This window comes from Janthinobacterium sp. GW821-FHT03C10, from assembly GCF_059420865.1.
The window spans coordinates 1383337-1396700 of the sequence record NZ_JBWKUN010000001.1 but is presented as its reverse complement, the minus strand read 5'-3'; the positions used below and the strand labels follow the sequence as shown (position 1 = coordinate 1396700).

General features: G+C 65.9%; 11 protein-coding genes. 2 read left to right on the top strand and 9 right to left on the bottom strand.

Annotated elements, in window-relative coordinates:
• The 8 genes from AC07VH_RS05900 to AC07VH_RS05865 form a co-directional block, all read right to left on the bottom strand.
• The gene (locus tag AC07VH_RS05900) at positions 1-1893 is read right to left on the bottom strand and encodes a secretin GspD/PilQ domain-containing protein (protein WP_494788317.1); all 1893 of its coding nucleotides are present in this window, start codon (positions 1891-1893) and stop codon (positions 1-3) included.
• Positions 1890-2429, bottom strand: coding sequence for a hypothetical protein (locus AC07VH_RS05895; RefSeq protein ID WP_494788318.1), 540 nt, complete (start codon positions 2427-2429; stop codon positions 1890-1892). Before AC07VH_RS05895 ends, AC07VH_RS05900 begins: the two co-directional genes overlap by 4 nt.
• Positions 2426-3046: a hypothetical protein gene (locus AC07VH_RS05890; RefSeq protein WP_494788319.1), complete on the bottom strand. Its 621-nt coding sequence runs from the start codon at positions 3044-3046 to the stop codon at positions 2426-2428. The genes AC07VH_RS05895 and AC07VH_RS05890 overlap by 4 nt, the downstream gene beginning before the upstream one ends.
• Entirely contained in the window at positions 3034-3588 is a 555-nt protein-coding gene (locus AC07VH_RS05885) for a hypothetical protein (protein WP_475416537.1), read from the bottom strand. The genes AC07VH_RS05890 and AC07VH_RS05885 overlap by 13 nt, the downstream gene beginning before the upstream one ends.
• A complete protein-coding gene (locus AC07VH_RS05880) occupies positions 3579-4367 on the bottom strand; it encodes a hypothetical protein (RefSeq protein ID WP_494788320.1) in 789 nt (262 codons plus the stop codon). Before AC07VH_RS05880 ends, AC07VH_RS05885 begins: the two co-directional genes overlap by 10 nt.
• The gene (locus tag AC07VH_RS05875) at positions 4354-6051 is read right to left on the bottom strand and encodes a GspE/PulE family protein (protein WP_494788321.1); all 1698 of its coding nucleotides are present in this window, start codon (positions 6049-6051) and stop codon (positions 4354-4356) included. The genes AC07VH_RS05880 and AC07VH_RS05875 overlap by 14 nt, the downstream gene beginning before the upstream one ends.
• A 22-nt stretch (positions 6052-6073) precedes the next feature.
• Entirely contained in the window at positions 6074-7267 is a 1194-nt protein-coding gene (locus tag AC07VH_RS05870; protein WP_494788322.1) for a type II secretion system F family protein, read from the bottom strand.
• A 256-nt stretch (positions 7268-7523) separates the two neighbouring features.
• Positions 7524-10055, bottom strand: a complete 2532-nt coding sequence (locus tag AC07VH_RS05865) for a M4 family metallopeptidase (protein ID WP_475416533.1) — start codon at positions 10053-10055, stop codon at positions 7524-7526.
• A gap of 673 nt (positions 10056-10728) precedes the next feature.
• Here AC07VH_RS05865 and AC07VH_RS05860 point away from each other — a divergent pair.
• Positions 10729-11385: a hypothetical protein gene (locus AC07VH_RS05860; RefSeq protein WP_489629752.1), complete on the top strand. Its 657-nt coding sequence runs from the start codon at positions 10729-10731 to the stop codon at positions 11383-11385.
• 93 nt (positions 11386-11478) lie between these two features.
• A complete protein-coding gene (locus tag AC07VH_RS05855; RefSeq protein ID WP_494804022.1) occupies positions 11479-12447 on the top strand; it encodes an IS1595 family transposase in 969 nt (322 codons plus the stop codon).
• Positions 12448-12594: 147 nt separating this feature from the next.
• On the opposite strand, the gene AC07VH_RS05850 is transcribed toward AC07VH_RS05855, so the two are convergent.
• Positions 12595-13359, bottom strand: coding sequence for an SAM-dependent methyltransferase (locus AC07VH_RS05850; RefSeq protein ID WP_494789613.1), 765 nt, complete (start codon positions 13357-13359; stop codon positions 12595-12597).
• Positions 13360-13364: the final 5 nt, after the last annotated feature.

Below are 13364 nucleotides of genomic sequence, written 5' to 3'. Positions count from 1 at the left end.
TCACTGGCCACCTTTGCCGGACTTGTCGCCTGCCGCGGGTGCCTCGTCGCCGCCCGTCATGGGCGAGCCGGCGCGCGCAGGGGCTTGCTCGGGCGCGGCGATGGCCTCCGGCGTGCCGCCCACGCTGGCGCGGCCGCCCACGGACGTCTCGGTGCCGGAATTGAATTCGGCCGTCATCAGGTCGGGGCGGCGGATGCTGCGCAGCAGGCGCGGCGTGATCGACAGCACGATCTCGCTGCGCATGGCGTCGTCCTTCTGGCTGCCGAACAGGCGGTTCAGCACGGGCAGTTCGCCCACGCCGGGCACCTTGTTGGCCGTGCCCCGGTCCTCGTCGCTGATCAGGCCCGCCAGCACCTGCGTCTCGCCATCTTTCAAACGCAACACGGTCGAGGCGCTGCGCGTGCCGATCTGGTAAGCCTGCGTGCCCGTCTTGCTGATCACCTCCTTGACGACGTTCGACACTTCCAGGTTGATCTTGATGGCCACCTCGTCGTCCAGGTAGACGTTCGGTTCCACGTCGAGTTTCAGGCCCACGTCGATGTAGTTGACGCTGTCGGAACTGACGCCGTTATTCGTCGTGACGGTAATGACGGGCACGCGGTCGCCGATGAGGATCTTCGCCTTTTCCTTGTTGCGCACGCGGATGCGCGGGTTGGCCAGGATATTGCTGTCGCTATCCGTCTTGTTGGCGTTGAGGGTGACGCCGCCGATGCCCAGGTTGATATTCTCGCCATTGATGTGGTGCAGGTCCGCCACCTTCAGGCCGCCCAGGCCTCCCGTGCTGCCAGCGACGCCGGCCAGGGTCAGGCTGGCCTGGTCGGGCCAGCGCACGCCCAGTTCCATCAGGCGCGTGCGCTTGACTTCCAGCACCTCGACTTCCAGCATCACTTCCGGGTCGGCCAGGTCCTGCACGTTGATGATGCGCTCGGCCATGCGCACCATTTCCGGCGTATCGCGCAGCATGATGATGCCCAGGCGCTCGTCGGTGACGACGTCCTTGGCCTTGAGCAGGGTCTTGATGGAAAACGCCACCGTCTTGACGTCCGCATTGGCGAGGAAAAAAGTGCGTACCACCAGCTGCTGGTAATCCTTCACCTTTTGCGGCGTGTTCGGGTAGATCGTGATCGACTTGTCGCTGGTGACGCTTTGCTCCAGCTGGTTCGCGCCCAGCAGCATGGCAATCGCCTCTTCGATGCTGGTGTCGCGCACGGAGATGGTGGCGCGCAGGGCCGGATCGACCTCCTTGTCGAAGACGAAGTTCAGGCCCGACACCTTGCTGATGAAGTCGAACACGGAGCGCAGGGGCGCGTCGCGAAATTCTAGCGTCACGGGTTTGCGGTAGGCGGCCGCCAGCTTGCCGCCGGCCGGACGGCTTTTGGCCTGCTCGTCGCCGATACGGCCCTTCAGGGCCAGCGCCTCACGCTGCGCGGGCCGTTCCTGCAGCACCTGGCGCAAGGCTTCCTGCGCCTGCGCGACATTCGCTTCGCCGCCGCGCTGGTAGCTGGCCTGCGCCTCCTGCACCAGCTTGCGGTGCCGTTCATCTTGTGCCACGCCAGCCAGGCCTCGCTGCGCCACGTCGTTGCTGGCGTCCAGCGCCAGCGCCTGCTGGTACAGCGCTTGCGCTTCGGGCAGCTTGCCTTGCTGGCGCAGCGCCTCGGCGCGGCCATTCAGGCTGTTCAGCGCGCGCATCCTGCCGTTGGTGACGGCGATGCGGTACTTGGCATTGGTCGGTTCGGCCTGCGCCGCCTGTTCCAGCAGGGCCAGGCCCTGTTCCGTGCGGCCGGCGCCCAGCATGGCCTGGCCGTCGGTATAGGCCTGGTTGCCGGCGCAGGCGGCCAGCAGGGACAGCATCGGCAGCAGGGTGATGCCAGTACGTGGTGTGCGTCGTTTCAATTGAGGTCCCCTACGGCGAGTGTCTGTTTCAGGTTGAGCGGCAGATAGGTAAATTGCAGGGCGCCCTGCGCCACGCCGTCGAAGCGGTAGCGCTCCTCAAGCGTGTCGCCAGGGCGCGCCACCACGTTGCGTTCGCCCGCCTGGAGAAAATAGGCGGCCTTGCCTTCGTCGACGAAACGGCCGAGGAACTGGAAGGGCAAAGGCGGCGGCGCGTTCGCGTCGACGGCGGCGACAGTGCGCGCGGCCTGCGCCGCCTGCTGGTCGAGCATGATCTTTTTCGGCGTCTCCGGCTGCCAGCTTTGCTTGGCGAACAGGGCGGCCGCTTCCTCGTCGTCGAGGCCCCGGCGCGGTTCGATGGCCAGCGCGCGATTGGCCGGCGCAGCGGCCGTGGCTGCGGCCAGGGGCGCTGCCGCCACCCGCTCCACCTGGCGCGGCGTGGCCGTGGCCGGCCCCACGATGCTGCCTTCATCCTCCGGGGCGAAGAGGGCGGCCAGCAAGGTGGCCACGGCGGCGCCTCCCAGTACGGCTTTTTTCATGGGCGCGCCTCCGGCTTCTTGACCAGCAGGATGAACTGGATGCGCGCGTCGATCTCGCCCGCCTCGATCTGCTCACGCTTGAACAGCACGGAGTCGAGCGTCAGCGTGGGCAGCGCCTGCAGGGCGTCGACGATAAAGGCTTGCAGCTGCGTGTATTCGGCTTTTACCGGCAAGGTGATCTGGTAGCGCAAAAAGGCTGTGTTGCCGTCTTCCTGCGGCGTGTAGTCGGCCTTGGCCAGGGTGACGCCGCTCTTCTGCGCCACTTCGAGCAAGGTCTTCAGCTGCTCGGGAATGCTGTCATGCGCGGGCAGGTAGGCGTGAAAGGCGGCCAGGCTGTCCGCGTCGGCATCGAGCGTGACGGGCGTCGGCGGCAGCGCCGCCTGTTTCGCCATCACGGCCAGCTGCGCGCGCAATGGCTGCTGGCGTCCGGCCAGCGCCTCGCCCTGCTGCACGGCGACGGCGGCCAGCACCAGGCAGGCCGCGCCGATGGCGCTGGGCCAGCCCAGGGCACGCCACAGACGCGCCGTTTCCCACGCCAGGCGCGGAGGAAGGCGCAGTTGCAGGTGCGGCCGGGCCACGGGCGCGCCGGCTTTTGACACGGGTTTTATTGCCGCCATTGCGCCTCCAGCTGAAAACGGTAAGGGTGTGCGGGCGCGTTCGCATTCGCGTTACTGTTCATCTCGTGCTTGAGCAGATACACGGAACTGAACATGGGCTGCTGGTTCAGGAAGGCCAGATAGTTGAGCATGTCCTGCGGCGTTTCCGCCTCGGCGGCGATTTTCAGCACGCTGGCGCCATCTTGTCCCTGCTGTGCGTTCAGGTCCAGTCCCAGGAGGGCCACGCGCACGTCGCGCGGCGCCTGCACCGTCCTGACCAGGCGCGTGACGGGCAGGTTGAGCTGGCGCACGGCGGCGGCCACCTGTTTCAGTTCGAGGTCGCGTTCGCGCTGCTGGCTCGCCGAGAGGGGCGCGCGCACGGGACGCGCCGGCTGCAGCTGCGCCAGCTGCGCTTCCAGGCGCCGCGTTTCCTGCGCCTGCACCAGCCAGTACCCGGCGGCCGGCAGCAGCAGCAAGCCGCCCGCCAGGCACAGGGCCAGACGCCAGCCCTGGAACGTCCGCGCGGCGCCGGGCGGCAGGAATTCCAGGCGGCTCAGGCCCATGCGGCCTCCCGCATCAGGTGGGCGGCGCCGGCCACGGCGATGGGCACGAAGCGTTCCGGCACGTTCGCTTGCGGCACGCCGCTCAAGTCGATCAGGGCCACCTGTTCGATGGCGTCGAGCTGCGGTGCGCGCAAGTTCCAGCGCCGCCACGCCCGGTCCAGTTCGTCGCCCCAGGCGGCGGCGCAGGACTGGCTGTGCAGGGCCGTGATGCGCCCGCCGCCGCCTGTCGCCAGCAGCAGCCGTCCCGCTTCCACCAGGGCGAAGGCGGCAGGTTTGCCGCCGGCGATGCTGCGCCAGGCCGGTCCGGCGATCGGTTCGATGGACAGGCAGCGCCGGCCATGCGCGGCGGCCGCGTCCTGCACGCCTTGCAGCAGGGCCGCATCGATGCCGCAGGCCAGGCGCGGCATGCCGTACGGGGCATCGTCGGCGGCCAGGCGCCAGGTCCGCGCGCCTTCGCCATACACGGCGCCGAACTGGCTGTGCAGGAAGCGCTGTGCGCTGCTCCGGTCGAGCAGGGCGCCGCTCCACGGCACCATCAGCATGGCGCACCAGCGGCTGGCCAGGCTGACGGCCAGCGGCACTTTTTTGCCGCCATCGTGTTCGAGCCAGCCGCGCAGGGCGGCCAGCGCCACTTCCCAGCTGGCGTCGGGATTCGCAATCGGCAGGTGGAAGGCGCTGTCTGGCAAGGGACGGCCGGCGCGGCGCAGCACGCCGTGCAGCCCGTGCGGGGCCAGGTGCAGGCACACGGTGGCGCGGGTGACACGTTCAATAAGTGACACGATTGAGCTCCGCTAAAGTGGTTTCGCCGCGCCGCACCAGGTCCAGGCCCGCCTCGCGCGCCAGGCGGAAACCGTTGCGCGCCGCCTCTTCCTTCATCTGGCTCAGGGGCGCGCGCGTGCAGATCATTTCGCGCATCGTATCGCTGAGCATCAGTACCTCGGCGACGGCCTTGCGGCCCTTGTAGCCGGTGCCGCGGCAGTGGCCGCAGCCCTTGCCGGCCATGAATTGCCAGTCCTGCACCTGATGCAGGGCCAGCCCGCTGTCGCGCAGCTGCTGCGCGTCGGCCAGCACCTCGGCGCTGGCGTCGACGGCGCAATGGGCGCAATTGAGGCGCAGCAGGCGCTGCGCCACGATGCCGTTCAGGGCGGCCGCAAAGCTGTAGGCATCGACGCCCATGTGCAGGAAGCGGCCGACCACGTCGAACACGTTGTTCGCGTGCACGGTGGTAAACACCAGGTGGCCCGTGAGCGCGGCCTGTACGGCGATCTGCGCCGTTTCATCGTCGCGGATTTCGCCGATCATGATCTTGTCGGGATCGTGGCGCAGGATGGAGCGCAGGCCGCGCGCGAACGTCAGCCCCTTTTTTTCGTTGACGGGAATCTGCAGCACGCGCGGCAGCCGGTATTCGACGGGGTCCTCGATGGTGACGATCTTGTCGCGCCCCGTGTTGATTTCCGTGATGGCCGCGTACAGGGTGGTGGTCTTGCCCGAGCCCGTGGGCCCCGTCACCAGCAGCATGCCGTGCGGCTTGGCGGCCAGGCGGCGGATCTGTTCGATGGCATCCTCGTTCAGACCCAGGCTTTCCAGGCGCAGCGCCTGCGCCGCCTCCGTCAGCGCGCGCCGGTCGAGCAGGCGCAGTACGGCATCCTCGCCAAAGATATTGGGCATGATGGAGACGCGGAAGTCGATCTCCGCCCCCTTTACGCGCACCTTGAAGCGGCCATCCTGCGGGATGCGGCGCTCGGCGATGTCGAGATCGGCCATCACCTTGATGCGCGAGATGATCTGTTCGGCCATCGCCAGTCCCTGCACCTGGCCCGCCTGCACCAGCACGCCGTCGACGCGGTATTTGATGACCAGGCTGGCCACGTCGCATTCGAGATGGATGTCGCTGGCCTGGAATTTCAGGGCATCGTAGATGGTGGAGTTCACCAGTTTGACGACCGGGCTGCTGTCTTCGCTGATGCGGATGAGCGAGATGTCCTCGATGCTCTGGTCGAGGCCCGGCACATCATCGCCATGCTGCATCTCCTGCATCGCCTGCTGCACGCTTTCCTGCTGCTGCAGGTAGGCGGCCAGGTCGTCCGGATGCGCCAGCGCCACCGTGAAGGGCGTGGACAGGGCGAAGTCGGCCCATTGCAGCAGGTCCTCGCTGAAGGGATTGCCGATGACCAGCACGGGCGGCGCGTCCGGAACGCCAGGTTGCAGCAGCACGCAGTCGCGCTGGGCGCAATCGGTGTAGGGCAGCAGGGCAAAGGCGGGCAGGGCGGCCTGCAGTTCGGCCATCGTCCAGGCCGGATAGCGGAACAGGGCGGCCAGCTGGCGCAGGAAGACCTCGGGCGGCAGGGCCACCGTTTCCTGCAGCACGGCCATCTGCGGGCGGCCCTGTTCCAGCGCGCTGGCGTGGGCGCGGCGCAGCATGGCCGCATCGAGCACGGCTCGTTCTTCGTCGCGCGCGTTCATGGCAGCACCTTCACGATAAGGTTCAAGACAAGCTCCCCGCCAGTTCAAAGATCGGCATGTACATCAGCACCACCACGCCGCCGATCACCACGCCGATGATGGTCATCAGGAGCGGCTCGAGCAGGCGCGAAGCCCAGTCCACCCAGCGCGCGAATTCCTCGTCGTGGAATTTGGCCGAGCGTTCCAGCATGTCGCCCAGGCGGCCCGTGTTTTCTCCCACCTTCAGCAGCGATTGCGCCACCGGCGTGGCCATGCCGGCCTGTTCCAGCGCGGTGGAAAACGGCATGCCTTCCTGCACCGCGCGGCGCGCCTGCGCCAGCTGCTCCTGCTGCGCCGGCAGCAGCATGGGCGCGACCATGGCCAGCGCCTTGTGCAGCGGGATGCCGGCATGCAGCAGCAGGCTCAATGCCCGGTAGAAGCGGGCCAGGCGAAATTCGGCCGCCTTCTCCGCCAGCACGGGCAGGCGCAAGAGGCGCAGCACCAGCGCCACGCGCATGGCGCGGTTGGCGATGCCGAAGACCACGGCACCCACCGCCGCGGCCAGCGCGCCGGCGCACAGCAGCGGATGCGCGGCCAGGGTCTGGCCAAAGCCCAGCAGCATCTGCGACATCCAGGGAATTTCGCGGCCCGAGCTTTCGTAGACGACGCTGAATTTGGGCACCACGTAGCCGAGCAGGAACAGGGTCACCAGGCCGCCGACGACGAGCAGCATGCACGGATAGATGGCGGCGGAAATGAGTTTTTTGCGGATGGCGTCGAACTGCAGCTGGTAGGCGACGAAGCGCGCCAGCGCATCGGGCAGGTTGCCCGAGCGTTCGGCCGCGTGCACGGTGGCGATGTAAATGTCGGGGAAGATATCGGGGAAATCGGCCAGGGTGTCGGAAAAGCTTAGGCCCTGCTGCAGGGTGAGCACGATGGCGGCCAGGGTGGCCCGGGCGCCCGGGCGCGTTTCCTTGTTGTGCAGGGTGGCCATGGCCTCGCCCAGGTTCAGGCCCGCTTCGAGCAGGGCCAGCAGCTCCTGGCTGAATTGCAGCAGGGGCAGGCCCTGTTTGCCGGGGCGCAGCGCGGCGCCCGCATCCTGCGCAGCGCCGGCATCGACGGCCAGCACGCGCCAGCCGCCGCGCACGGCCGCGCGGATCGCCTCGGCCTCGCTGGCGGCGTCGATGGCCAGCGCCTGGCTGCCCGCCGGGCCCTGCACCTGGAGGTGGAACTGCATGGCCGGCTCAGGCGAGCATGGCGGCAGGCGTAAAAATGGACAGGCTGGAATGGGGGAAAGCGCGTGCGGACAAGGTCGAAGTAGGCATCGGTCAGGAACCATCCAAAAAAAAGTTCAATTCGTCGCGGGTACCGGCAGCAGGCAAGAGGCAATCACTGCCTCAGGGTAGACTGGAATTGCCAGGAAATCAATCGTGCCGTGCGGTGGATGCGGGCGACTGGCGGCAAACCGGCCTGCCGCCCGCATGTTCAGCCGCTTACTGGGTAACCAGGCTGACCTTGTCGATCACGAACGAGGTTTGCAGCGACGCATCCTCGGTCGCGGCAAACGACAGTTGCACGGTCTGGCCCTTGTAGGCGATCAGGTCGAACGTGCGGATCTGGTAGCCGGCCGCCTTGTTCACGTTCGAGTACGAGGCCAGGGTGCCCAGCACCGTGCCGGCGCTGTTCTTCACGGTGACGACCAGCTTGTCGTACACGGTATTGCCCGTTTCCGCCGTGTCGATATGCAGCGCGAAGGTCAGGCTGGCGGACGTGGCGGTGGCCGGAATGGCCACGCTTTGCGTCAGCGATTCGCTGGCCGTGACGCCATTGCCGCCCAGCCAGGCGTACTTCGTGCCTTCGTACGCTGCTTGCCCCGTAAACGTGCCGATGGCGCCCGTGGTGCCGCTCCAGCCCGTGGCGCCGGCTTCGAAGCCGCCGTTCGTCACGCGTTCGGTGGCGCTGCTGGTGCCCACCGTCAGCGTGGCGTTGTTCGACGTGGCCGTCACGGCGGGCGACGAGGAATCCGTCACCGTGGCCTTGAAGACGGCGCCGCTGTCGGCCGCCACGGCCGTGAAGCTGTAGGCCGGCGACGTGGCGCCGCTGATCACGGCGCCGTTGCGGTACCACTTGTAGGTGTACGGCGCCGTGCCGCCGCCCGCGCCCACGGCGAACGAGGCGGTGGCGCCCGGTGCGACGGTGATGCTGGCCGGCTGGCTGGTGATGGTCACCGCGCCGCCCGTCGTCGATTCATCGACGTCGGTACCCACGTTGATGGCCGCATATGCGCGCTTGACGGCGATCGATTCCGCGCTGCCCACGCCATACAGTTCCTCGGCTGCCTGCAGCACCTTGTTGCGCGCGTCGGCATAGTTGGTCGACGAGGTGAACTTGGTGGTGGCGGCCTTGAACCAGATGCGGTAGGCCTTGTCGCTGCCGATACCGGTCATGGCCAGCGGGCTTTTGTTCAGGTAGGAGCTGTAGTAGTCGCTGCTGGACGTGGAATTCGAGCCTTGCGACAGGAAGTAGAACATGCGGTTGTTCGGGCCGCTGCTGTAGTGGACGTCGAGGTTCTTGATGGTGCTGCTCCACGCATTCGGGCTGCTGCCATCCTTGCTCGGCTTGTACAGCCAGCGCAGCGGCTGGCCGTTCTTGGCGATCTCCTTGCCCGTCATCCAATCGTTGCCCGTGTTGGGAATCGTGGTGCCCGTGCCGCCGGCGCGCGCATACGCTTCCACCATCTCGCCGGCGATGTCCGAGCTCGATTCGTTCAAGCCGCCCGACTCCTGCGAGTAGATCAGGCCCGAGGTGGCGTCCGTGATGCCGTGGCCCATCTCATGGCCGATCACGTCGATGGAGCCGAGGTTGTTGAACGAGCTGCCGCCGTCGCCGATGTACATGCATTTGCAGTTGCCGTCGTAGTAGGCGTTGTCGTAGGCCGTGTTGACGTGGGCGGCGATGTGGGTGGCCGTGTTGTTGCCGTCCAGGCTGGACCAGCCCAGCACGTTCTTGTGCGTGTCGTAGGTGTTCATCAGGCCCCACATCGCATTGACGGCCGCCGTCTGGCCGTTGGCGTTGGTGGTGCTGCCGCCGTTGATGTATTGCTGGCCGTCGCCCCAGGTATTGCTGGTGTTGCTGTACACGCTGCCCGAGGTGGTGCCGTGGTTGGCATTCGTGATGGCCATGCCGCCGAAGCTGCCGCCCGTGCCGCGGCTGGGGTCCTTCATGGTGTAGGTGCTGCCCGTGAGCGTGGTGTTGAGCGGCACCTGGCCGTTGTACTGGCTGTTGCCGATGCCGGCGACGGTTTTCAGGGCTTTCCATTGACGCAGGATGCGGCCATCCTTGGCGCTGACGACGGTGTCGTAGTAGACGGGCTTGCTGCCGCTGATCATGCGCGTCTGCACCAGATAGGCCAGCTCGTAGTGATCGACCACGTCCTGCACGTCGAGGGCGTTCAGCGCGGCTTCCGACTTGTTCTCGGCGCCGGCCACGCGCACGGTTTTCATGACGGGGTAGATCAGCAGCTGCGCATGCGGCGGCACATGGTCGACGGCCTGCACACCGATGCTTTTCACGGCGGCGGCGATGGCAGCGGCGGCGCTGACGGCCGGCGTGGTGTCGATATCGGTGGTGGCGCTGCGGGTGACGGCATTGACGCCGCCGCTGCCGAGGCCCGACGCGCGGTCCGACACGGATTCGCTGACGATGTCGCCGGCGCTGTTGCTGACCACTACCGTCTCGGAACCGAAGACGGGCAAGCCCTTGTAGGTGTGCTGTACGCGGCTCACGCGGGTGCCGCTGACGCCCGGATGCTGGGCGCCGACGGCAAAGCCATGCTCGGTATTCAGGCCGCGGCTGCGCGCCTGCGCGGCCAGCTTGTTGACCAGGCTGGCGGTCTCTTGTGGAGAAGCCAGGGCGACCGGCGCAGCCATCAGGGTCTGTGGCAGCGGCGTGGCGGCGTCGGCCGTGGTGGCCATCAGCGGCAAGGCGGCGATGGATGCGGCAACTATCGTCAAACGTAAATTCATTTCTGCTCCATGGTATCGGTTAAGGAAATGGTGAATGAGCTGGCCGCGATGCCTGATGGCCACCCCGGCGCGCCTGGCGGCGGGCGGATAGCCTGCCGTTTTGTGGTGGCATGACGCCGGGTAGGGGGACACTAAACTTGTCGATATCGCCATGTCAAAAAATTCAAGAAATGGGTCACTACGCGAATTTTTGTTAAGAATTGAACATTTATCGGCGTCGTATCGTTGGAAAGTTTGATCTACCACAAGCTGCAACTTTTGTTTTGGACTACTTCCCCTATTGGCGCGCTCTGTTGGAAAAACACTGTTGCCTTTTCTAAATATTGCGATCTACACTAGCTCTTCGCGTTGCCCCCAGCGGAGCATGCGAAAACAAAAAAAGCGCACGCGGCAATGACCGCGTCCAGATACAGCGCATCGGGAAAAAAATCGGGAGTTTCACATGACGTCAGTTCTGTTTTCTGCTATTGGTTTCAGCCATTTCCCCTCTGGAGCGGCACTCATGCTGCATCCGCCTTCCTAGCCGCCGCTAGCCGGCTCTTCCCCCGCGAGGGGGGTCTTTTCAGCGAGTCCGACCGCGCCACCCGGCGCGGCCGCTGGCGCAGTGCATCTTTTTTTCAGGAAGGGTTGCCGGCTCCTGGTGCGTGCACCGGAATCACCGGCCCGAAGAACTATGCTTTCGATAGCGACCAAAGTGGAACAGATCGTGATGGAATCGGCCTTTCTCAGCGAGGGATTGGGCCGGGGCTTGCTCAACCTGTCGGAACTGGCGCGCCAGCTGCAGCCGCAATTGCAGACCGACCTATGGAAACCGGTGGGGCAGGCCGCCGTGGTGATGGCGCTGCGCCGTCTGGCCGAGCGGATGCCGCAGCAGAAAAGCGGCGAGATCGTGCTGGCGCACCGCGCGGGTGAACTGTCCACGCGCAGCGAATTGATGGTATTTACCTACCGCTATTCCGACCAGACGTATGCCTGCCAGCGTCAGTTGCTGGCGCTGGCAGCACCCCAGCGGGGCACGTTCATCACCATTACGCGCGGCGTCAACGAGGTGATGGTGATCTGCAGCCGTTCGCTGCACGCGCTGGTGGAAGAGGTGTTCGGCGAAGAGCAGGAACTGGCGCGCCTGGAGCGGGTGACGGCCGTGACCCTGCACCTGGCCGCCGAAACCTGCTATACGCCGGGCGTGTATCACGCCATCCTCAAGCGCCTGGCCTGGGAGCGCATCAACCTGATCAACATCATCTGCACGTATACGGAGCTGACCTTGCTGCTGGAAGCGTCGCAGACGGGCGCGGCCTTTTCTGTATTGTCGAAAATCGTGGCGCAATGAAAAAGGCTCTGTCCCCGCTAAGTAGGGGAAGTCCGGGAATTTTCCTGTATCCCTGCTGTCTGACTGTACATCGCAGACAAACGGGAGCCTTCCATGCAGACCGGCCAATGGAAAACCCTCATCGCCCAGTTCGCCGCACTGAACCGTCGCCAGCGCCTGGCGGGTATCGCTCTGCTGCGAGGAAGCGCACCGCGGGACGCTGCCGCGGTACTCGTCGAAAACTTGGCCCGGCAGCGCTTGCACTGTCCTGCCTGCAAGAGCAATCATGCTCACCGGCATGGCCATGCGCACGGACTGCAGCGCTACCGTTGCGTGCCGTGCGGCCGCACCTTCAATGCGCTCACCGGCACGCCGCTGGCGCGCTTGCGCCATAAATCACTGTGGCTCGATTACGCCGATTGCCTGCTGGCATCCGATTCCGTGCGCAAGGCGGCGTTACAGCTGGGCGTGCACCGCAACACCACCTTTCGCTGGCGCCACCGGTTTTTATCGTTGGCAAAAACGGACCGGCCGCATTGCCTGCATGGCATTGCTGAAGCGGACGAACTGTATGTGCTCGAATCGGAAAAGGGATCGCGGCATCTGACCCGTCCGGCGCGCCGCCGGGGCGGTCATGCCCGCCAACGTGGCATTTCCGATGAGCAGGTCTGCATCCTGGTGGCGCGCGACCGCACGGGGCAGACCCTCGATTTCGTCACGGGAAAAGGAGCGCTGACGCAGGCGCAGGTGCGCCATTATTTGTTGCCCATGATCGACAAGGATATCCTGTTGCTCACCGATGGCCATGCCGCCTACCGGGCTTTTGCAAAGGAGGCGGGGATCAGCCACGAGGCCGTCAATTTGCGCGCAGGCATCCGGGTGCAGGGCGCCGTGCATGTGCAGCACGTCAATGCCTATCACAGCCGCCTGCGGGAATGGCTACGCCCCTTTCACGGCGTGGCGACGCGCTACCTGCCGAATTACCTGGGCTGGCGCTGGATACTCGACGCCGGGCGTATCCGTTCGCCGGAAACATTATTGAAGGCAACACTCGGAGCATTCCCACATCTGACGGTGACATAGCCTAAATTATTGTGATTTCTGACTTCCATAACCGGCGCTCTGCGGCGTTGCCCGCTGCTAGCAGTGCTCGCACTGCGTCGCAGCGGGCGCCTTGCATAGCATCCGGTTCTGTTCGTCATAAATTCACAATAATTTCCTGAGGATTACTTAGCCCAGGAAATCGCCTACATACACCAGGTGTTCGAACGGCGGCTTGTCGTTCTCCGTGCGGGCCAGCACCGTGTCCAGCGTGGCGCGCAGCACGGCCTGTTTCGCGTCGGCGCCTGCGTGCGCGACGATGGCCAGCGGCGTGCTGCCGGGCAGGTGGCGCGTCAGGCGTTCGACCAGCGACGGCAGGTCGGCGCGCATGGTAAAGAAGACCAGGGTGGAACCGGTGGCGGCCAGCTTGTCCAGGGTGTCGCTGCCCGTGTAGTCGTCGCGCGTATCGGCCGAGGCGGCGAGGATGACGGAGCGGCTGCGCTTGCCGCCGGTGACGTCGCGGGCCAGCGCCGCATTGGCCGCATTGAAGCAGGAGATGCCAGGGATGACGATGGGATTGAGTTCGCTGAACTCGCTCAGGTAGCCCGATTGCGGCCCGAAGATCATGGCGTCGCCGTAGTCGAGCACGGCGACGGTCTTGCCGGCCGCCGCTGCCGCATGGATGATGTCGCGCGCCTGTTTTTCCATGGCGTCGACTTCCTCTTCCGGCGTGTCGCGCCGCGCCAGGGGACTGAACAGGCCGTGGCCGGCCTTGTGCAGCTCCTTGCCGCCGAGCAGGTCGGCAAACGCTTCGAGCAGGCGCGGGATGCCGAATACGATATCGGCGCCGCGCAGGATTTTCTGCGCCTTGACGGTGATGCTGTCCGGGTCGCCGATGCCGGCGCTGACGAGGTACAGGCCGCAGCGCGCGCCCGCTTGGGTGGTATGGGTCATGGTTC